This is a genomic window from Bacillus sp. NPDC094064 (genome assembly GCF_050279585.1).
Taxonomy (GTDB): Bacteria; Bacillota; Bacilli; order Bacillales; family Bacillaceae_G; genus Bacillus_A.
Map to the genome: position 1 here is coordinate 667,620 of NZ_JBNNUI010000001.1, position 19,841 is coordinate 687,460.

The window sequence follows — 19,841 nt, forward strand, 5'->3', positions numbered from 1 at the left end:
TTTTATCTTCTTTTTTGATGAAATCCTTGTGTAATGCGGTCTAATATAATCGCAATCACGACGATGGCTAGTCCCGCCTCAAATCCCATTCCGATATTTACTTGTGTAACAGAACGGTACACATCGACTCCAAGACCTGGTGCTCCTACAAGTGATGCTGTTACGACCATTGATAATGAAAGCATAATACTTTGATTTACACCTGCCATAATTGTTCCAGTTGCGAGCGGTAATTGCACTTTAAATAGTTTTTGTGATGCGGTTGAACCAAATGCATTCGCTGCTTCAATTAAATCCTCTGGAACTTGTCTAATTCCGAGGTCAGTAAAACGAATTGTCGGTGGCATTGCAAAAATCACTGAAGCAATAATACCAGGAACAACACCTACGCCAAAAAACGTAATGGCCGGTATTAAATAAACGAACGCGGGCATTGTTTGCATAAAATCTAAAGTCGGTTTTAAAAATTTTGAGAAACGTTCATTTTGAGATGCTAATATCCCAATTGGAATTCCAACAATGATTGAAATAATAACAGATGTAAGTACGAGTGCTAATGTTTGCATCGTTTGTGCCCAGTAATTAATATTTAAAATAAATAACAATCCGATGAGTGTAAAAATGACTAAAGATAATTTTCTCGTTGTGTACCAAATGAGAAAACATAGGATAATAATCATCAATATAGCTGGTATTATTGTTAAAAAATTAGTGAGTAAATCAACAAATCCACCGATAATATAAGAGAATCCTCGGAACAATCCTTCAAAGTGCTCATATAAACTCGCAACAAATGAATCGACCCATTGCCCTAATGGAATACGAGGTATGCTATTCATCGTCTTTCACCTCTTCCTCAATATTTCCTGCAAGAGCTTGAATGACGCTTTCACGTTTAATAATTCCTCTTAGTCTTTTCTTCTCATCAATTACGGGTAACGGATATTTCATCTCCGCCATTTTCGCATAGGTCTCTTCCAGTAAAGTATCTAAATAAACATGTGGAATATCGTTAAGTAGTAAATCAGCAATCGGCCACTGTTTTTGCACTGCTTTACTCGCATCATCTGCGGTTAATATACCTAAAAACTCATACTTTTTGTTTACAACATATACTGTAGAAACACCAGCGTTCCTCATAATTTGAAGTGCTACACGCGGCCCACGGTCAATTAATAAAGTCTCCGGTCGTTTTAATATAGATTCCGCGGTAATTACTTTTCCTAAATTAACGTCCGCAACGAACTTCTCTACAAATTCATTAGCAGGGCTCATCATTATCTCTTCCGGCGTTCCAATTTGAACGATTTCTCCATCTTTCATTAATGCAATACGATCTCCAATTCGAAGCGCTTCATCTAAATCGTGTGTAATAAATATAATTGTTTTTTCCATTTTATCTTGTAACTCTAACAATTCATCTTGCATTTCTTTTCGAATAAGTGGATCTAATGCACTAAATGACTCGTCCATTAGTAATACATCTGGATTATTCGTTAGTGCCCTTGCGATTCCAACACGCTGCTGCATACCACCACTAAGTTGACTTGGGTAATTATCTTTATGATGATCGAGTCCTACTAACTGTAGCGATTCTAACGCCTTATTTTCTCGTTCCTCTACTGGAACTCCTTGAATTTCTAACCCGTACGCAACGTTTTGTATTACTGTACGGTGCGGAAATAAAGCGAACTTTTGAAACACCATACTCATCTTCGTTCTTCTCACTCTTCGTAACTCTTCTTTCCCCATCGTTGCGATGTCTTCACCATCTATGTATATATGACCTGCGGTTGGTTTAATTAATTGGTTTAGCATACGAACTAACGTAGATTTCCCGCTACCTGACAACCCCATAATAACGAAAATTTCTCCAGAGTACACTTCAAACGTTGCCTTTTTCACACCAACGTTCATTCCTGTCTCTTTCAAAATTTCTGATTTGCTTTTCCCTTCTTTTAATAAGGCAAGGGCTCTTTGCGGGTGTTTCCCAAATACTTTTGTTACATTTTCAACACGCACCTTTGTATTATTCATGTCACTACTCCTTTTCTACCCATCTATTCACATAGTGTTGCGATTTTACAAAGAAATATTACATAAAGTGAAACCTTAATCAGTGGGGGCATCCCCTACTGATTATTCGTCTTCACCAATTGGGCTTTTACTGCTCGGAAAATAGCGGGATAAAAATGACATTTATAAGCCTACTTTAAAATTCTCATTTCCGTTCATAATAAGAATGTTTACTTATACATTTATTTAAAAAGGCAAACGTTCTTCAGGAGGTTTTCGATGCGAAAGAAAATATGGCTTATATGCCTTATACTATTTATTACTATGATTTTCACCTCATGTAATGCAACAAATGCAAATTCGAAAGGAAAAATTAAACTAGGTGTAACAAGTTGGAAAGAAAACATCGCAACAGCAAACATGTGGAAAGTATTACTAGAACAAAAAGGCTATAAAGTTGAACTCATGTATTTAGAAAAAGCTGCAATTTGGACTGGAGTCGCTCGTGGTGATGTTGATGCTAATTTAGAAGTATGGCTACCAGTTACGGATAAACCGCTAAACAATCGTTATAAAGATGACATTGTCTTAAAATCAAAATGGTATGAAGGCACTGGGCTAGGTTTAGTCGTCCCTTCTTATATGAAAAACATAAACAGTATCGAAGATTTAAATGCTCATAAAGATGAACTAGATAATAAAATTGTCGGAATCGAACCCGGTAGTAGCCTTATGAATTTAACGAATAATGCGATGAAGGAATATGATATTAAACTAAAACTTGTCCAATCTTCAGAAGCTGCAATGATGAGCGAACTAAAAAAAGCATATACGAAAAAGAAACCAATCGCTGTAACGCTTTGGAATCCGCATTGGGGCTTTTCAGAATTCAACTTAAAATATTTAAAAGACCCTAAGAAAGTATATGGTGAAAAAGATGATATTTATTACTCTGTTCGTAAAGGTTTCGAAAAAGATCATCCCGATATTGTAAAATACTTTGATAAATGGAAAATGAACGATGAGCAACTTGGTACGTTAATGGTCATGTTAAATAAAACGAAAGATCCAGAAGAAGCTGCGCGAAAGTGGATTAAAAAGAATCAATCGTTAGTTGATGAATGGATAAAAGATTAAAAAGCAGGCTAGAGAATATCCATTACTCTCTAGCCTGCTTCATGTTATTTTTTCGCAACAACATCATCTACAATCCCATATTCCTTTGCTTCTTCTGCGGTCATAAAATAATCTCTTTCTGTATCATGGGCTACTCGTTCAAGTGATTGCCCTGTTTTTTCTGCAATCATTTTATTAATATCATGCTTTAACTTTAATATTCTTTTTGCTATGATTTCAATTTCCGTTGCCTGCCCTTGTGCACCACCGAGTGGCTGATGAATCATAATTTCACTGTTAGGCAGCGCAAACCGTTTTCCTTTTGCACCTGATAATAATAACAATGCACCAAATGATGCGGCAAATCCCATACAAAGTGTTTGCACATCTGGTTTAATGAGATTCATCGTATCTAATATTGCAAAACCGGCTGTCGTTGAACCGCCTGGGCTATTGATGTATAAATATATATCTTTTTCTGCATCTTCTGCTTCTAAAAATAATAATTGGGCTACGACACTACTCGCTACTTGATCATTAATTTCTGAACCGATTATAATAATTCGGTCTTTTAATAACCTTGAATATATATCATAGGAACGTTCTCCTAATTTCGTTTGTTCTACAACATATGGAATTGCATTCATTTTAAATCCCTCCAATAATTGTTATGCCGCACAAAGCATACAACTGTAGGAAGAAGGCTTTTTGACACTATATAATAAGACTGGCTGTTTAGATGGTAACTTAGTAAAATCTATTGTCGGAAGAAGTTTTGTTAACAATTCCGGTCTTTCCTCACGAATAGACGTTACAACAATGTCAATATCATCTGTAAATTCGACTATCTCAATCCCTTCTTCACTTACAGTTTTCAGCCTATTTCTACTCCGGAATAAAGAAGCTTTCACTGCACCTTCCGATACAGAACATACTTTAGCGATATCCGCGATACTATATTGAAACACATCTTTTAATAATAAAATTGCGGATTGTTGTACATTTAATGAAGATAATACTTTACCTACCATTTCATGCAAATCTGCAATTTTCTTATGTGGTTCTTCAAAAGTAATTTGTTCTTTTATTTTTTCATGAACTGATTTCAACTTCAGTTGGTCTAACCAACGATTTCTTGCTATTTTATATAACAGCGTCATACAAATATCTTTATTTTTATATTTTTGAAGAACTTTACAAACTGTTTCTTGGGCGAGATCTTCTCCGTCCCATTTGTTTTTCGTTAAAAATGTACAGTACCTTTTTAACTCTCCATATTGCTCAATTAAAAAGTTTATATTTGAATGATTCATATCGATATGATTCTTTAAAACCTGAGTTACTTTTGTGCACAAAATAACCACTCCTTTTCAGCGCTTACTTAATAAACGATTCCACAAATAAAAAAGTTACGGGGCATATAAAAAAATAATGTTTATGTTCAAGAATTCGCGGTCATAAATATGTTATGTACAATTTTACGTGAGGAGGAACAAATTTGCCAAAATTAACAATTGAAGGTGCAGGAACGTTTGATGTAAAAGAAGGTACAAAGTTAGTATTAGCAATTGAAGATAACGGTGTAAATATTCTCCATCGTTGCGGCGGAAAAGCAAGGTGCACAACTTGTAGAGTAGAAATAATAGCAGGTGATTTCTGTGAAGCGAGTGCGAATGAAAAAAATGCGATGACGGAAAAAGGGATTGAAGACCATTTACGATTATCTTGTCAAATGCGTGTACATAAAGATTTAGTCGTTCGTCCGGTACTTACAGTTGAAAATTCCGGTCTTGATGCTGGACCACGACCGGCGGAGTAAAATAATGAATTTAAAACAGCTTGCAGGCGAATACGCCGCTGACTTTGTACAAGATGGAATGAAAGTTGGGCTTGGTACAGGCTCAACTGTATATTGGATGATACAAAAGTTAGGACAACGTGTACAAGAAGGTTTATCCATTCAAGCTGTACCTACATCTAAGGAAACTGAAGTATTAGCGCAACAACTAAACATTCCGCTGATTTCGTTAAATGACATACAAACGCTTGACCTGACAATCGATGGAGCTGATGAAATTGATTCAAATTTACAGCTAATAAAAGGTGGCGGTGGTGCATTACTTCGTGAAAAAATCGTTGCCGCCTCCTCTAAAGAACTGATTATCATTGTTGATGAATCGAAACTCGTTACGCATTTAGGTACTTTCCCATTGCCTGTTGAAATTGTACCTTTTTCATGGAAACAAACCGAAAGTAAAATTCAATCTTTAGGGTGTCAAACAACGTTACGTTTAAAAGATAACGATACATTTATAACGGATAACAATAATATGATTATCGATTGTGTATTCCCTAATCATATATCTAATCCTGCCAATTTACACGATCAATTAAAAATGATTACTGGTGTAGTTGAAACAGGATTGTTTATAAATATGACGAGTAAAGCGATTATTGGAACAGAAAACGGCATAAAAGAGTTAAAAGGCTGACTTATAAAAGTCAGCCTTTTTCTACTATTACGTTACAATATGATATACTATGAAAACACATTCATATCGCACTAGAAAGGGCTGAATATTTTGCAATCCAAACTCATAACAGAACTTACAGATTTAGAAATCGCCTTTCATATTCGAAAAGAAGTATTTGTAAAAGAACAAGGTGTTCCTCTTGCAGATGAATTCGATACATTTGATCAAATTGGTGAAGAATGTAAACATATTTTAGTTTATTATAACGAGCTTCCTGTAGGTACAGGTCGTATGCGATTTGTTGACGGTGCTGGAAAATTAGAGCGCATTTGTATTTTAAAAGACTATCGTAAATATGGACTAGGAAAAGTAATCATTCAAGCATTAGAAGAGATTGCTCGAAACAAAGAAGCAACAAAAGTGAAATTACATGGTCAAACACAAGCGGAAGGATTTTATGGGAAATTAGGCTATCAAACTTCTTCTGATGTGTTTATGGAAGATGGTATTCCTCATATACTTATGATTAAAGAATTGTCGTAATAAAAAGGGTATTATATGAATCTGCATTATGGATTCGTATAATACCCTTTCTGTAGCCTATTCGTTTGTTTCATAAAACTTATCATATTCTTCACTGTAATAGATTTTAAATTTCCCTATTAAGCTTGCATCGATTTGTGAATTATTGTCTTTCAAATTGCTGTTTAATAACTTTTTGATAATACCCATGATTACTTAATAACTCATCATGAGTTCCAAAACCTGTAATTCTACCATTTTGTAATACAATAATTTGATCAGCATCTACTATAGTAGACAACCTATGTGCTATTACAAAAGTTGTTTGTTTATGAATTAATGTGTTTATAGCCTTTTGTACTTGTTTTTCTGAATCAGAATCTAGATTTGCTGTAGCCTCATCTAATAACAGGAAATCAGCATCACGCATTAATGCTCTAGCTATTGCAATACGTTGTTTTTGTCCACCTGAAAGTTGATTACCTCTTTCTCCTACCTCCGTATTATAACCATCCGATAAACCAGCAATAAATTCATGTGCATTTGCAAATGCTGCAATCTCTATCAATTTATCATCTGTAACCTTATCATTTTTTCCATATAAAATATTATCTCTAATTGTACCTGAAAAAATTGGAGTATCTTGCGAAACATAACTAAATTTCTGTCTCCATTCTTCTACATCTATATTTTTATAAGATACATCATCTAATAAAATATCTCCATTAGTTGGATCATAAAACCTTTCTATTAACGAAAATACCGTACTTTTTCCAGAACCACTTGGTCCAACTAGTGCTGTCAAAGAACCTTTTTTAATTTTAAAAGAAATGTCTTCAATAACATTCTTTTTTTCATCATATCTAAAAGAAACATTTTTAAACTCTAATTGTGCTGGAGATCCAATACATGCATTAGTAACAACTTGAACTTCCTCTTCTTCTTCTTCTAATATTTCAAATAACCTTTTCATAGACCCTTTTGCCTCTTGAAAACTCGTTAAAAAATGATTCATTTGTATAAAGGGAGACATAATTTGAAACAAATACAATAAAAACGCTACTAACTCACCAGAACTAATAAGACCTTGATCTACTCTCCAGGCACCAAAACCTATTACACCAATTAAAACTATAGTAGTAAATGTCCCTAAAACTGGAGTTAATATAGAATTAAGTTTAGCCCTCTTTATTCCATTCTTATAAAGAAATTCAAAATGTTTTTTTCCATTTTCCGTTTCTTTCAATTCAGTATTATAAGATTTCACAAGCTTTATTTCAGAAAGGGTCTGTGATAAATAAGCCGTCAACTGAGACATTTTATTTTGTTCTTGAAAAGAAAGGTCATATACCTTCTCTCCCAAAGGAATTACAATAAAAAGGGTTATCGGTACTACTAAAATCAAAACCAATGTCATTGGAACATCTAACGTAAATAAAATAATTAAAGAAAGTATTAACGTTATACAACTCGTGATTAAATCAATAATTTCAGATGAAATAATATTCACTATTGCAGTAGTATCACTAGTTATTCTACTTACCATCTCACCAGATTTATTATCATTGTAATATTTTACAGGTAATTTTAAAAACTTCTCCCAAAGTTTTTCACGCAAGTTTTTCACTATTTCCTCCCCTACTTTAGATAGTAGATAAAGAGAAAAAGCTGAAAAAATTATTTCTAAAATTAACAAAATAGAAATTTGACTTATTAAACCAAAAGATATACCATTTGAAAGTTCATCCATTATATCCTTTATTAATAAAGGTATGATCAATGAAATTACACTTGAAACAATAGATAATATTAATCCTGAGATAAAATGAATTTTAGAAGGATTAGTTATCTTCCACATTTTCTTTATTGAAAAATTATTTTCCTCTTCCATATTCTTATTACTCCTTTACATCGTTTAATTTAAATAGTATTTCAATATGATAATACAATTTCAAAAACCACAAAATACCATTTTATCATTATAAAGCGAAATATGGAATGATTATAGGACTTCAATTTCTCATCTTACTATTAAGAATTTTTGTTTTATATTCAAAAAAGTGGTGATTTAAATGGCTAACACCACCCATCCATTAACTTAAATGAGTGTAATTCTCCACTTTATATAACACGAAACTGTTAATATATTTATAAAAAAAATGCCTATACCATGTAGTATAGACACTTGTTTTTATATAAAATTAAGCTTTGAATTAAATATCATATTTACTTTTAAACTTTAAAATCTCATCAACCGCTTGCTTATAACCACCTGATTTTCGGAAAGACTCCTTCATATTTAAAGCAGCTTCTGTAAATGAAGGAGTCTTTAATACTAGCTCTACACTTTCACGTAGTTGCTCCTCGGTTAATTCTTTCATATGTAATTTAACTCCTGCTCCAAGATCTGCTACTTGCTTTGCGATTACTGGCTGATCTGCACTTTGCGGAATTACAACTAGTGGAACCCCATTATATAATCCTTCATGCGTACTATTCATCCCACCATGTGTAATAAATAATTTCGTATATGTTAGAAGTTCAGTTTGTGGTACATAATTTTTCACAATGAAGTTTTTCGGAATATCACCTAAATCACTTATTTTCGTTTTATTGCCCACGGACATAACTATTGTATGCTCACTATTTTCAAACGTCTTAATACAAAGTTTATAAAAATCAAGCGCTTCATTAAAAACAGTACCTAGAGAAATATAAATCAGGCTTTTTTCTTCAATTGAAGTAAAATCAAAGTCTTCATTTTTTACTTGTGCAGAAATAGATGGGCCTACAAATTTATATGTTTCATCAAACGTATCACCAAAAGGTTGGAACTCCTTAATTGTATACACAATAGTGAGTGGTGCTGGATTACAAAAAACTTCATATGGTGATTTTATTTCAACACCATATTTCTCTGCAATTCCTTTTGTTAAGTTTTGAAAATCATTATGTATTCTATCCTGAATTTCCAGCGGGATATTTTTAGAAAGATGGTCTAACATTTGTTTAAATGATTTTTCATCCTGTGCAAAAGATGTGCATGAATTAATTGCTGGAAGTTTAAGAATTTGAGCAATTAGATGGCCCGATCCAAACATAGAATCATGAATCATATAGTCAAAATGCTCTCCTTCAATTTGTTCAAGAACACTTGGTATTACAATATCCGCTGTATGTAGAAGGCCATTAATTCTTTCTTGTAAATAATTTCGGCCACCGGAAAGAAACGCTTTTAAAAATTTTTGATCATCAATCGTTCGTACAGTAGCACCTGTCTTCTCAATACGCTCCCTGAAAGCTTCTATTGAAAAATAAACGACCTCTTCACCACGGGAAATCAGTTCCTCTACACCTTGTAATGTTGGATTTATATGTCCTTCTGATCCAGCGTTAATGAATAAAACTTTAGCCATTAAATACACTCCTTAAGTTAAATCATTTCCATATTCTTTGTTTCATTCTCCTGCTAAATTGACCTCACAAGCCTAAAACCAAGATCATCTATATGAAATGTAGGGTGGCTACGCCGGCGACAAGTAGCCCCACACCCTCTGGCTGCTTCAGCCCAACTACCACCACGAAAAATCCGGTACGATCCGTATACTTTTTCATCATACAAATCATAGCACCATTCCCAAACGTTACCTAACATATCGTATAGTCCCCATGCATTTGGTTCCTTTTTACCGACGTCATGAATTTGTCCACTTGAATTCTCATTATACCATGCTATTTCCTGAAGTTCCCCATACGTATATCCCGTTGTCCCTGCTTTACATGCATATTGCCACTCAGCTTCAGAAGGTAATCGGTAGCCGTTGGACTCTACATTACAACTAACCTTTTGGTCGTCATCACTAATGGAATAATACTCTGTTAATCCCGCTTTTTTAGAAAGTAAATTACAAAAGGCAATTGCATCATTCCATGAAATATTTACAACTGGTTTATGATTATCTTTATTATTATTTGCTGTACTATTCGTAATAGCATAATATGTTTCCATCGTCACAACATACTTTGCAAGAAGAAATGGTTTAATTTGAACTTGCCATTCTTTTTTTATTCGATCATCTCTTAATACTACCTCTCCTGCTGGAATATTAATCATTAATGAATCGACCATTTGAATTAAATCGTTATCCATTTTCTATTCCTCCAAACATTCATTTTACATAGATTAATAATGATGTACTCATAACAATATGCAATTTGTAGAAAATATTAAATTTTTCATAATAAAAAACGATTAGTTTTATTAAACTAATCGGTAATATCCACAAAGGTTTGTTACGTCACAATCTATTATTGTATGTGATTTAAAAACTTCCGAACCTCATTTGGAGATTTTAAAACAATTACCTTTTTTTCTTCCGAAAATTGCTCTAATGCTTTTAAAATTGTAGGTCGTTTTGCATTAGGATATTCCCATATCCATTTGAAAAATTGCAAATCAAACCTTTCTTCACATCCCGCGCCCATATCTGGTCTTGTTTTATTTCGATACTGGATCATCCTTTTAAAAGCGCGATAAATACAAATTGTTCTATGAATATCAAGGAAGATAATTGTGTCCGCTGCATTCAGTCTTATATCCATCGTCCTACCGTAATTCCCATCAATAATCCACTTCTCATCTTTAATTAAGTTTTTTTGAACTGTTATTTGTTCTTCTCTCGGAACACCTTCCCAATTCGGTTTCCAAAATAGTGCATCAAGATGATGCACCTTAATATTTAGTTTATTTCCTAACTGCTTTGCCAATGTAGATTTTCCTGAACCACCAGAACCAATTAATATTATTTTTTTCATAAAGGACCCCTTTTACAAACCTCTTATTTCTTCTGTAACATCAATTCACAAAGCATTCCTACCCCAACACCAATTGTATAAGCCACTAAATCACTCCACAAAAATCCGTACCCTAATACAAGTCCACCTAAAGTCGTTGCGCGAATGCTATCTATCCAAGCCGCATGGTACAATTGGCTAATTTCAATCCCGTAGCAAAATATTAAACTAATAAAAGCTAATTTCTTCGTTTCTATTTTAGGAAACAAAAATCCAAATCCAATGAAAATCATTAACGCCCATAACGCATCACCTAAGTAATCATTTAATAAATCCGGTAACGCGAAAGCAAACTTTCTTGAACTAAGGCCTAAAATAATAACAATGATAGTAAACATAGCATATCGTAATCTATTTCGTTTCGTATTCATTTCAAAGTCTCCTGATAAATATTTTAAAACTGCAAATAGCTAGTAAAATATAATCATTTTACTAGCTATTTATAATCGAGTTCACTTTACATTTCATCCATTAACTCTTGCTGCTTTTTCTTTGAAAATGAGTGCAGTACTAAATCATACGACCAATCTATCATCTTATTAATTTGTTCTTGTCCTATATCCTTATGTATGTACACTGTATTCCAATGCTTTTTATTCATATGATACCCTGGAATAATTGTTTCAGGATAATCTTCTCGTATTCTTAACGCAAGTTCTGGATCGCATTTTAATGTAATCGCAGCTTTTTCACCTTCTTCATGATTCAATATCGCAAATATTTTATTATTGAGCCTCATGCAAGTAGCACTCCAGCCATCTGGAGAATCTTCTGTCGCTTTTCTTTTTGATAAACAATACTCTCTCGTTGTATTCATTCTTACTGACACCTCTTATTCTTTCACAATTTGATTACGATGCATCACAATTTGCTTCGTCGCTTGAAATTGCTGTTCACCATAAAACTGTATTAGTTTCTCTCCGCAAAATAGACTAACAATATGAATATGAGATATTTCTTCAAGTAACATTGTAAGCATCTTCTCTCCAATGCCGTTATTTCTTACACTTTCATGTACAACAACATCTTCTATGTATGCTCGAAAAACACCATCAGAAACGACTCTAGCAAATCCAATTAATTTATTTTCTTTCCATACTCCAATGGCTATGCTATTCTTTAACATCTTTTCAATATCGACTTCTTCTCTTTCTGGCCACCAACCGACAGAATCATAAAGTGTTTTTATTTTTTCTACACAGATCGGTTGTTCATGTTGCAATTTATAATTGTACATTTTAATACTCCCGTCATCTAGTCTACATAACATTATTATAATCTCTTTTCGAAAAAGTGCTGATTATGCCCTTTCGGGTGATCTTCAACAACACCATATTCTCTGTATCCATGCTTTTTATAAAACTCTGGTGCTTGGAAACTAAATGAATCTAATAATATCAATCTACATCCTTTTTCCTTCGCAATTTCTTCGATTTTATGTAGCAATTGACTGCCGTATCCGTCATGACGAACTGATTCATCAACCCATAAAAAATCGATATGTAGATGATAAAAATACATTGTACCTGTTACACCACCAAAAATTCTCCCTTCTTCATCTTTCACTACAAAACTTACTTGTTCCATCTGTTGTTTTACTTCCTCTGTTAAGATGGACATGTTATATTGAATTACTTTATTTTTTATGTATTCTCCTTCATTGCGAGTACCACTCTCTATGCGTTTCATATATACCATCCTTTCAGCTTAGTAAGCTACATTTAATTTTTATTTCTTCGTTTTAAAATACTTATAAAAACAAATCCTCCGTATGTAATAAAGCATGTAAAGCCAATTATCCCGGGTATAGAGACATAGCCTGTTCTTACGTAACTTACAACTGCAAAACAAGCGATTGACAATAAAATAGATGGCCAAAATATAAGAGCAGTTTTTCTCCGTCTCTGTTTCGATGTATTTTCTTTATCTTCAGAAATACGTGTACCAAAAAGCAATACAATGCAAATAAGAATCGCGGCAAAGTAAATTGTATCTAATGACAAAGTACGATCATATAGTGCGATTCCAACTTCCAAAGCAATAATTGTTAAAATTAAAATGATGATTGTTGAAGTTTTTAAGTTTCTTTTCAATCGTTCCCCCCTAACATGCTTTCACTATATTCTTTGTATATATATTTCAAAGCTGTTGTAATAGTTTCATCAACATCTTTATTTTCAAGTCGATTAGGTAAATCTTCCCCCCCAATAACATAAAGGAACGGGAATTCATAAAACATTCCCATTATACCAATATTTATTGTAGCTGTGGGCAATCCACCTGTCATATGAGCTAAATGATATGAAGGTATTCCTTCATATTCGCCTTGCTGTCTTACCATTCCGTTAATAATTGGCTCCCATACTACTGGTTCTGATTTGTAACCTTGAAATATATGTACTAAAAGTGAAAGAACTTGATTTAACTCTCCTACATTTTGCTCATCTCTAGGATTTTCCTGTATATGAATCTTCGAAAAGTATGTTGAAATATATTCTCTGACAGTATCCCATCCTCCGCAATACATAACAATTGACTTAGCAATATAACTGTCGTGACAAGCTATCATCACTTCAACCGCTTTATTAAGTGTTAATGTATTTCTTCCCTGTAAATGAGGATATAATTGCTCACTATCCTCATTTGGATTAAACTTAATGTGATGAAGTGTATCATTCCAACTAATTTGTTTGTCCTTTACCATTTTTGCTACTACAAATCCAATTGCTACTTTTGCTGCTGATGCTAACGGAACATATAGCTCATTGTTATGGGAAGCAACTATATTTCCATTCTTTGTTGAATAAACGAGTATTCCGACTTGGCCAGTTTGTATTTCTTTTATTTTTCGTATGACAGTTTCCATATTCATTCCTCTTTCTATATCATTTTATCACCCTCTGAAAATTCGATATAGAATGTAAAAACCCTTTATTTGTTAAATGATATTCTTGAACACAATAAGAAAAAGATAGTATGAAAGTTCTTCACACTATCTTTTTAAAAAATTATTTCGCATAACTGATATATCTATTTCTCAGTAGGATTTACAGGTCCATTAAGCTCCAATTGATAAAAGGCTAAGTCTAGCCATTTATTAAACTTATAACCTGCCTTTTTAATTGTGCCTGCATAAACAAATCCATAGTTTTCATGCAAGGCAATACTTTTCTCATTTTCTGCATCAATCCCAGCAATTAAAGTCATATATTCTCTTTCCTGTGCAATTGTTATTAGTTCTTTCATTAAAGAAGTCCCAATTCCATTTTTTCTATATTCCTTATCAACATACACAGAATGCTCAATTGAATATTTATAGGCAGGCCAAGCTCTAAATGGACCGAATGTCGCAAATCCTACTACTTTATTATCTAGTTCGTATACGAAAATTGGATAACCGTCAGCTTTTTTTTGTTCATACCAATCTATTCTATTTTCAAGGGTCACAGGTTTATACGCATATACAGCTGTTGTATTCAGTATCGCATCATTATAAATATCTAACATAAAGGCTAAATCTTTTGTCGTTGCTTCCCTTATCATAGTTTTCTTCCTTTCAAAATGCTTATCTTTTTTAGTAGTTTTATTATACCGAAATTTCAGACTTATAACGACTTACGAATACTAGTTTTTCGGAAACCATCAAATATATTTATCGCAGCAGATAACGAGTAGATGAAAATCCCACCGCCAATTAACCACGTTTTAAATTCCTCTGGGGAAGTAGTAAATGCATTTGCCAAATACGTAATAAATCCTTCGTTAAATAAATGTGGATTTACTACAATTACAATGAATATGATTGCTCCGACTACTTGAAGAATCGCATTCCCAATTGCCAATCTTTTCGTCCATTGTCCCAGTACTAACTTATAAAGAGATATAGCTACTTCGAAAACGATCATAACCACAACGATTGGCCAATATTGAAGTAAAACATCTTGATTAAACGTCTGCGCGACAAACTTCAGTCCATTTTCTGTACCATGATATACGCCTACAAGATGATTCGCATAAAAGTAAAGTGTAGCCCATATTGCCGTCCACATTAAACCTCCAAAAACTTCAAACTTTGAGATCGCCTTTTTCTTCGGGATATACGAAATATTTTTCAAATCATCTGGCGTCCATTTTTTTAAACTTGTTGTTAATGGGTGTGGATCCTTTTCTTTATCAGTTCTTTCTATAACAGCAAATACAAGTGTTAACCAGAAAAATACATGGAGACCCACTTCAAAAATTTCCCCCATACCTTTACCTATCAATTGTAAAATAACATTTAATACCGCTTGATCACCATTATAGCCTATAAAATTTTCTGCCACCATTGAAATGAGCGCAATAACAGCTGCAATTGGTATAATCATTTTTAATAGCGTCGTATATACATCAAAATAACGTGGTCCAATTAAATGCATTGGTCTATCCAAGTACCCATTAGCCAATGAAACTGGACTTCCCAATTTTTCGAGTACGCTCTTCACATCTTCCTCATTATAATCGTCTGGTAACATATCCTCTATTGTTGACCGTAGTTCAAGTGTAATATCTTCACGATTTTTTTCAGGTAATCTCTTCGCAACTTCATGGACGTACATATCAATCAAACTCATTTTCATCCTCCTCCTTTAATAAGTTATAAAGTTCTTTTGAATCCTTTACCCACTGCTTTTTCAATTGTAAAAATATCTCTGATCCATATTCACTTAAAACATAATACTTACGAGGTCTACTCTCCGTTTTATCCCAACTACTCGTCACTAACTCCTGCTTTTCTAATCGGCGAAGTAGTGGATATAAAGTACTTTGATCGATTACGATTCCTGATTTCTCTAATAGTTGGACAAGTGAATATCCATACTGCGGCGTTCTTAATTGGCTTAAAACCGCCAATGTTAAAGTCCCTCTTCTAAGCTCAGTAATTAATGAATTTAATAAAGCATCCATTTATTCACCTCATTTCCATTACTATATGTCATACAGTATATGTTTTATACTATGTATCGTACAGTATTAGTGTGACAAAAACAATAATCATTTACAAAAAAAGGATAATAAAAAGCGCAAATTATATGATTTGTGCTTTTCTAGCTAACCTAAATACCTATAACACTCTTAACTTTGTACCTCTGGTAATATAAACTCTCCTTTTTCTTTAGGAAATGGGATAACCTCTACAATCGCCTCAACATTGATTACTCCATATACATGCGGGTATTCTTGACCGTTTGAAGCAAGTTCATATTTTATTTCTGCTTTTACAAGAGATGGATCTATTGTAAGTAATAAAACCTCTTCTTCATGATTAAAATGTTTTTGAGCCACTTTTAAAGCTTGGTCTAATAATGAACAATGAATAAATCCCTCTTCATTAAGTGAGGATTCATTAATTTCTCCAGTTGTTTTTGCGATTTCCCAATTTCTTTTTGTTATTACTTTTGTAATCATACTCATTTCCCCCGTATCTTTATATAGAAAAACAAGAGGATTTTCTGTTCATTACTAGAAAGTCCTCTTGAATTTTTTTATTTCTTAATTAACGGAGATGCTTCCCCACTATAGAAAATCCATAAATCATGAAGTGATCTCGTACATCCGACATACAATAACTTCGCATCGTGTTTTGTGTTTTTGTAATGTTCTTCATCCACATCTATTAGTAATACAGCGTCAAATTCTAAACCTTTTGCTAAATAGACAGGTACTACTGAAATACCACCTTCATATTTGCTTTGATCCGCTTCGATTACGTTCACTTTTAATCCTGCATTCGTTAATTTTTCATACATTTCACGGCATTCATCGTCCGTTCTTCCGATTACCGCAATTGTTTTCACATCTTCATTTTGTAGATATTGTAATGTCTTCACAATTTCAGTGAATTGATCTTCTGTACCAATTACTTTCACATCTTCCCCGCTACGGAAAACTGGCGTTGCGAGCCCTACAGGAATTTCTGCATTTTTAATTATTTCATTTGCGAATTCAATAATTTCTTTTGTAGAACGATAGCTTCTCGTTAATTCAAAATAACCTGTTTCTTGGAATACTTCCTTAAAAGCACTCCAGTCTTCAATTCCTTGATAATCATAAATCGCTTGCGATAAATCACCTAATATAGTGAAAGAATTACCTAGTGTAATTTCTTTTAGTACATAAACTTGGAATGGTGAGAAGTCTTGCGCTTCATCAATAACGACATGATGAAATTTCTGTCCGATTTCAATACCTGTTATGCGATGATGTATGTAAATTAAAGCAGGCAAATCTTCTACATACACTTCTTTTTTACGACAATTCTTTTCTGTTTCTTGCACTAATTCTTCAGGTAATACGTCGAGTATTTCTTTACTTTTCAACATTGAACTGTATAGTGAAAGCGGGCTCATCTTTGGCCAAAAATTCATATATGTGTTCAATCTCTTTGTCGCTTCTTTTTTCAGTAACTTTTTCTCGTTTGTTTCTCCAAACTTTTTAAGTTCAATTTCAATCCAACGCTTCATTCGGCCGACTAAACGTTCTCTTCTTTTCTTTAATGGATAATGTTTATATTCCACTTGCATCCATTTTTTAACGTCTTCCACTGGAATAACAGCTTTATCCCACGCCTCAAAATCTTTCGTCGGTACTAATTCTTTTTCAAGTTGAACCATTCTCTCTTCAATGAATGACTTAAATTCAAGCGTGCCTTTAAACTTACCTAGCATAACCTTTTTTTCATCACGATTAATTGAAAAGGCTTCTTTCAATTTTTCTTCTGTCTGCTTTAGTTTCACCGAACCCTCTAACATACGCAATGCCCAATCTGGAAACGTTGTTTGACTAATATTGCCTACACCCAATTCAGGAAGTACGCTCGAAATATAGTCTAAAAACAAACTATTTGGAGCGAATACGATCATTCTCTCCGCTTCAAGTTGTTCACGGTATTCATAAATTAAAAAAGCAAGGCGATGTAAAGCGATCGTTGTTTTTCCGCTCCCTGCAACCCCTTGAATTAATAATGGTAAGTTTCTTTCCGCACGAATAATATCATTTTGTTCCGATTGTATAGTCGAAACAATATCTTTCAATTTATTATCTTTATTCTCGCCTAATCGATATAGAAGAAAATCATCGGCATGCGATACATCTTCATTTCCTTTTACATATGTATCTACAACACGTTCAAGCTCTCTTTTTCGAATAGAAATGTTTCGTTTTAAATAAACATCGCCTTCTACTAAACCGTCTGGTGACTGATAAAATGCTAATTCATCCCCCCCGGTAAATGAATAAAACATACTTGCGACAGGTGCTCGCCAATCAATGACCATCGGTTTCATCGTATCTTTATCTGAAACACCTACTTTACCGATGTAAATAGGCATAACATCTTCTTTGCCATCCTCCTGAAAGTCTAATCTTCCAAAGTACGGCTCTTGTACACCGATACGTAAGTTTTGTCTATTAGACTCCCTCATACTTTCAAGAATTTGCTCTTTAAAATCTTCTCCATAATAAACTGGGATTTTTTCAAGCTGCTCTAATTGCTCATCCATCGTACATAAAATATCTTTCATTTTCTGTAATTCTTCTTCAAATATGTTACTCATTTGATGATTCCCTCCTGTCCGTTCCAATTTTTTCAGTCGAAATATAATTTTATTAAAAATCCATTCGTAAAGTCAATAGAATAAGTGAGAATTTTCCAAAATAAATAAAGGCATAAAAAACCATGCCCTTCGATCTAAGATTTTGAAGTATCCTCAAAATAACTTTTTTCTCTTTATATTTATTTATAAAAAATACATTCATTTTATTAGTTAAGTGACCAATTAATTTGTCACTTACATGCAGGAATTACATACTTACCAAATAAGTCCAAAGATGAAAGAACTTTATGATGTTCTAGTCCACCAAAATTCATTACTGCCATAAAATTCGTAACACCTATTTCACTGTAGGAATGAATTTGTTTAATAACTTCATCAGAACTTCCTATTACTGGATTGAATTTATGTGTAAGGTCTTCATATGAAATATTTGTCCCACGCGGAGTATTCATAAATCGTTGATATGGATCTTTCGCATTAGATTCAGCCTCTGCATATGTTTCACCGACATGAACATGAAATGCAACAGGGATTTCCAGTTCTTCTGGATTACCGTATCCTGACTTTAGATACGTATTCTTGTAAGTATCAATCAGCTTTGCTAATTCATCTCGTGATTTACTAAACCCAAGACCCATGAAATTGTTTCCCATACTAGCAACATGACTAACACCTGTTTCACTAGAGGTTGCAATCCAATGAGGCGGAAAAGGAGCTTGTATGGGCTGAACATTAAGTTTAAGGTCTTTGTATTGATAAAAGTTCCCTTGATGAGAAAAGATCTTGCCTGACCATGCCTTACGCAGCACTTCTAGAGACTCGTTAAAACGTTCAGTTTTGTCCTCCAATGAAATATTATAGCCATCAAATTCCTTCTGTGCATATCCACTACCTAGCCCTAAATCTAATCTTCCGTTTGATAAAAGATCAACTATCGCATAATCTTCGGCAACTCGTATAGGGTTGTGTAATGGCAGTACTGAAACACCCACGCCGAGGCGAATTCTATTCGTTCTTTGAGATACCGCAGCGAGCAAAACTGCTGGTGAAGGATTAATACCAAAATCTGAGAAATGATGTTCTGCAAACCATACCCCATCAAAATTCATTTCTTCAGCTCGAACGGCTTGCTCCAATACCTCATTATAGAATTGTCTAGGAGTTCGAGATAATTGATCGGGGTAATTATCAAATATAGTCAATGTACTGAATTTCATTTAATATCGCTCCTGATACTTTATTTTCATTTCTATATTTCATAAAC

Annotated in this window: 24 protein-coding genes; 4 read left to right on the top strand and 20 right to left on the bottom strand. The window is 33.6% G+C overall.

Annotated features, from left to right (window positions below; all coding sequences use genetic code 11):
* Positions 1-2: 2 nt before the first annotated feature.
* Together ACQKNI_RS03600 and ACQKNI_RS03605 are read right to left on the bottom strand one after the other, a co-directional pair.
* Positions 3-839 (bottom strand): ABC transporter permease, encoded by an 837-nt coding sequence (locus ACQKNI_RS03600; RefSeq protein WP_427282194.1) that lies wholly within the window; start codon positions 837-839, stop codon positions 3-5.
* Positions 832-2,037 carry a quaternary amine ABC transporter ATP-binding protein gene (locus tag ACQKNI_RS03605; RefSeq protein ID WP_088229270.1) on the bottom strand — a complete coding sequence of 402 codons (1,206 nt, stop codon included), beginning with the start codon at positions 2,035-2,037 and terminating at the stop codon, positions 832-834. The genes ACQKNI_RS03600 and ACQKNI_RS03605 overlap by 8 nt, the downstream gene beginning before the upstream one ends.
* Before the next feature lie 258 nt (positions 2,038-2,295).
* Between ACQKNI_RS03605 and ACQKNI_RS03610 the strand changes: the two genes are divergently transcribed.
* On the top strand, positions 2,296-3,153 hold the full coding sequence (locus tag ACQKNI_RS03610; RefSeq protein WP_088229269.1) for a glycine betaine ABC transporter substrate-binding protein: 858 nt from the start codon (positions 2,296-2,298) through the stop codon (positions 3,151-3,153).
* Between the two features lie 44 nt (positions 3,154-3,197).
* Here the strand turns inward: ACQKNI_RS03610 and clpP are convergent, their stop codons facing one another.
* Both clpP and ACQKNI_RS03620 read right to left on the bottom strand, forming a co-directional pair.
* Positions 3,198-3,779 (bottom strand): ATP-dependent Clp endopeptidase proteolytic subunit ClpP, encoded by a 582-nt coding sequence (gene clpP / locus ACQKNI_RS03615; protein WP_088229268.1) that lies wholly within the window; start codon positions 3,777-3,779, stop codon positions 3,198-3,200.
* A gap of 21 nt (positions 3,780-3,800) precedes the next feature.
* The gene (locus ACQKNI_RS03620; protein ID WP_088229267.1) at positions 3,801-4,487 is read right to left on the bottom strand and encodes an RNA polymerase subunit sigma-70; all 687 of its coding nucleotides are present in this window, start codon (positions 4,485-4,487) and stop codon (positions 3,801-3,803) included.
* 143 nt (positions 4,488-4,630) lie between these two features.
* Here ACQKNI_RS03620 and ACQKNI_RS03625 point away from each other — a divergent pair, with 143 nt between their 5' ends.
* From ACQKNI_RS03625 to ACQKNI_RS03635, 3 genes are all read left to right on the top strand, one after another.
* Positions 4,631-4,951 (top strand): 2Fe-2S iron-sulfur cluster-binding protein, encoded by a 321-nt coding sequence (locus ACQKNI_RS03625; RefSeq protein WP_060631141.1) that lies wholly within the window; start codon positions 4,631-4,633, stop codon positions 4,949-4,951.
* Positions 4,952-4,955: 4 nt separating this feature from the next.
* Positions 4,956-5,624: a ribose 5-phosphate isomerase A gene (gene rpiA / locus ACQKNI_RS03630; protein ID WP_088229266.1), complete on the top strand. Its 669-nt coding sequence runs from the start codon at positions 4,956-4,958 to the stop codon at positions 5,622-5,624.
* Between the two features lie 90 nt (positions 5,625-5,714).
* The gene (locus ACQKNI_RS03635; protein ID WP_098252086.1) at positions 5,715-6,149 is read left to right on the top strand and encodes a GNAT family N-acetyltransferase; all 435 of its coding nucleotides are present in this window, start codon (positions 5,715-5,717) and stop codon (positions 6,147-6,149) included.
* Positions 6,150-6,291: 142 nt separating this feature from the next.
* Here ACQKNI_RS03635 and ACQKNI_RS03640 read toward each other — a convergent pair whose 3' ends face one another.
* The 16 genes from ACQKNI_RS03640 to ACQKNI_RS03715 form a co-directional block, all read right to left on the bottom strand.
* The gene (locus tag ACQKNI_RS03640) at positions 6,292-8,019 is read right to left on the bottom strand and encodes an ABC transporter ATP-binding protein (RefSeq protein WP_427282195.1); all 1,728 of its coding nucleotides are present in this window, start codon (positions 8,017-8,019) and stop codon (positions 6,292-6,294) included.
* A 322-nt stretch (positions 8,020-8,341) separates the two neighbouring features.
* Positions 8,342-9,544 (bottom strand): macrolide family glycosyltransferase, encoded by a 1,203-nt coding sequence (locus tag ACQKNI_RS03645; protein ID WP_098840957.1) that lies wholly within the window; start codon positions 9,542-9,544, stop codon positions 8,342-8,344.
* A 53-nt stretch (positions 9,545-9,597) separates the two neighbouring features.
* Positions 9,598-10,278: a formylglycine-generating enzyme family protein gene (locus ACQKNI_RS03650; protein ID WP_088229262.1), complete on the bottom strand. Its 681-nt coding sequence runs from the start codon at positions 10,276-10,278 to the stop codon at positions 9,598-9,600.
* 158 nt (positions 10,279-10,436) lie between these two features.
* Entirely contained in the window at positions 10,437-10,943 is a 507-nt protein-coding gene (locus ACQKNI_RS03655; RefSeq protein WP_098252088.1) for a DNA topology modulation protein, read from the bottom strand.
* Between the two features lie 23 nt (positions 10,944-10,966).
* Positions 10,967-11,353, bottom strand: coding sequence for a DUF2809 domain-containing protein (locus ACQKNI_RS03660; RefSeq protein WP_088229260.1), 387 nt, complete (start codon positions 11,351-11,353; stop codon positions 10,967-10,969).
* An 86-nt stretch (positions 11,354-11,439) separates the two neighbouring features.
* The gene (locus ACQKNI_RS03665) at positions 11,440-11,799 is read right to left on the bottom strand and encodes an MmcQ/YjbR family DNA-binding protein (protein ID WP_088229259.1); all 360 of its coding nucleotides are present in this window, start codon (positions 11,797-11,799) and stop codon (positions 11,440-11,442) included.
* A 15-nt stretch (positions 11,800-11,814) separates the two neighbouring features.
* A complete protein-coding gene (locus tag ACQKNI_RS03670; protein ID WP_088229920.1) occupies positions 11,815-12,219 on the bottom strand; it encodes a GNAT family N-acetyltransferase in 405 nt (134 codons plus the stop codon).
* Between the two features lie 35 nt (positions 12,220-12,254).
* The gene (locus tag ACQKNI_RS03675) at positions 12,255-12,671 is read right to left on the bottom strand and encodes a GNAT family N-acetyltransferase (protein ID WP_088229258.1); all 417 of its coding nucleotides are present in this window, start codon (positions 12,669-12,671) and stop codon (positions 12,255-12,257) included.
* A gap of 32 nt (positions 12,672-12,703) precedes the next feature.
* Positions 12,704-13,075 (bottom strand): hypothetical protein, encoded by a 372-nt coding sequence (locus tag ACQKNI_RS03680; protein ID WP_088229257.1) that lies wholly within the window; start codon positions 13,073-13,075, stop codon positions 12,704-12,706.
* On the bottom strand, positions 13,072-13,848 hold the full coding sequence (locus ACQKNI_RS03685; RefSeq protein WP_088229256.1) for a serine hydrolase: 777 nt from the start codon (positions 13,846-13,848) through the stop codon (positions 13,072-13,074). Before ACQKNI_RS03685 ends, ACQKNI_RS03680 begins: the two co-directional genes overlap by 4 nt.
* 164 nt (positions 13,849-14,012) lie before the next feature.
* A complete protein-coding gene (locus ACQKNI_RS03690) occupies positions 14,013-14,525 on the bottom strand; it encodes a GNAT family N-acetyltransferase (RefSeq protein WP_088229255.1) in 513 nt (170 codons plus the stop codon).
* Between the two features lie 62 nt (positions 14,526-14,587).
* Complete coding sequence (locus ACQKNI_RS03695; RefSeq protein ID WP_088229254.1) at positions 14,588-15,595, bottom strand: HAAS signaling domain-containing protein; 1,008 nt, start codon at positions 15,593-15,595, stop codon at positions 14,588-14,590.
* Positions 15,582-15,929 (bottom strand): PadR family transcriptional regulator, encoded by a 348-nt coding sequence (locus tag ACQKNI_RS03700; RefSeq protein WP_088229253.1) that lies wholly within the window; start codon positions 15,927-15,929, stop codon positions 15,582-15,584. Before ACQKNI_RS03700 ends, ACQKNI_RS03695 begins: the two co-directional genes overlap by 14 nt.
* 168 nt (positions 15,930-16,097) lie before the next feature.
* Complete coding sequence (locus ACQKNI_RS03705) at positions 16,098-16,430, bottom strand: DUF952 domain-containing protein (protein WP_098252089.1); 333 nt, start codon at positions 16,428-16,430, stop codon at positions 16,098-16,100.
* Positions 16,431-16,507: 77 nt separating this feature from the next.
* Entirely contained in the window at positions 16,508-18,577 is a 2,070-nt protein-coding gene (locus ACQKNI_RS03710) for a HelD family protein (protein WP_088229251.1), read from the bottom strand.
* A 230-nt stretch (positions 18,578-18,807) separates the two neighbouring features.
* Complete coding sequence (locus ACQKNI_RS03715; protein ID WP_088229250.1) at positions 18,808-19,794, bottom strand: LLM class flavin-dependent oxidoreductase; 987 nt, start codon at positions 19,792-19,794, stop codon at positions 18,808-18,810.
* Positions 19,795-19,841 lie beyond the last annotated feature (47 nt).

Bases quoted from the DNA above. Each gene is read 5' to 3' on its own strand.
- ACQKNI_RS03705 (WP_098252089.1), bottom strand. From the start codon at position 16,430: ATGATTACAAAAGTAATAACAAAAAGAAATTGGGAAATCGCAAAAACA.
- ACQKNI_RS03650 (WP_088229262.1), bottom strand. From the start codon at position 10,278: ATGGATAACGATTTAATTCAAATGGTCGATTCATTAATGATTAATATT.
- ACQKNI_RS03645 (WP_098840957.1), bottom strand. From the start codon at position 9,544: ATGGCTAAAGTTTTATTCATTAACGCTGGATCAGAAGGACATATAAAT.
- rpiA (WP_088229266.1), top strand. From the start codon at position 4,956: ATGAATTTAAAACAGCTTGCAGGCGAATACGCCGCTGACTTTGTACAA.
- ACQKNI_RS03660 (WP_088229260.1), bottom strand. From the start codon at position 11,353: ATGAATACGAAACGAAATAGATTACGATATGCTATGTTTACTATCATT.
- ACQKNI_RS03700 (WP_088229253.1), bottom strand. From the start codon at position 15,929: ATGGATGCTTTATTAAATTCATTAATTACTGAGCTTAGAAGAGGGACT.
- ACQKNI_RS03715 (WP_088229250.1), bottom strand. From the start codon at position 19,794: ATGAAATTCAGTACATTGACTATATTTGATAATTACCCCGATCAATTA.
- ACQKNI_RS03605 (WP_088229270.1), bottom strand. From the start codon at position 2,037: ATGAATAATACAAAGGTGCGTGTTGAAAATGTAACAAAAGTATTTGGG.
- ACQKNI_RS03685 (WP_088229256.1), bottom strand. From the start codon at position 13,848: ATGGAAACTGTCATACGAAAAATAAAAGAAATACAAACTGGCCAAGTC.
- ACQKNI_RS03665 (WP_088229259.1), bottom strand. From the start codon at position 11,799: ATGAATACAACGAGAGAGTATTGTTTATCAAAAAGAAAAGCGACAGAA.
- ACQKNI_RS03695 (WP_088229254.1), bottom strand. From the start codon at position 15,595: ATGAGTTTGATTGATATGTACGTCCATGAAGTTGCGAAGAGATTACCT.
- ACQKNI_RS03600 (WP_427282194.1), bottom strand. From the start codon at position 839: ATGAATAGCATACCTCGTATTCCATTAGGGCAATGGGTCGATTCATTT.
- ACQKNI_RS03640 (WP_427282195.1), bottom strand. From the start codon at position 8,019: ATGGAAGAGGAAAATAATTTTTCAATAAAGAAAATGTGGAAGATAACT.
- ACQKNI_RS03610 (WP_088229269.1), top strand. From the start codon at position 2,296: ATGCGAAAGAAAATATGGCTTATATGCCTTATACTATTTATTACTATG.
- ACQKNI_RS03655 (WP_098252088.1), bottom strand. From the start codon at position 10,943: ATGAAAAAAATAATATTAATTGGTTCTGGTGGTTCAGGAAAATCTACA.
- ACQKNI_RS03675 (WP_088229258.1), bottom strand. From the start codon at position 12,671: ATGAAACGCATAGAGAGTGGTACTCGCAATGAAGGAGAATACATAAAA.
- clpP (WP_088229268.1), bottom strand. From the start codon at position 3,779: ATGAATGCAATTCCATATGTTGTAGAACAAACGAAATTAGGAGAACGT.
- ACQKNI_RS03690 (WP_088229255.1), bottom strand. From the start codon at position 14,525: ATGATAAGGGAAGCAACGACAAAAGATTTAGCCTTTATGTTAGATATT.
- ACQKNI_RS03670 (WP_088229920.1), bottom strand. From the start codon at position 12,219: ATGTACAATTATAAATTGCAACATGAACAACCGATCTGTGTAGAAAAA.
- ACQKNI_RS03710 (WP_088229251.1), bottom strand. From the start codon at position 18,577: ATGAGTAACATATTTGAAGAAGAATTACAGAAAATGAAAGATATTTTA.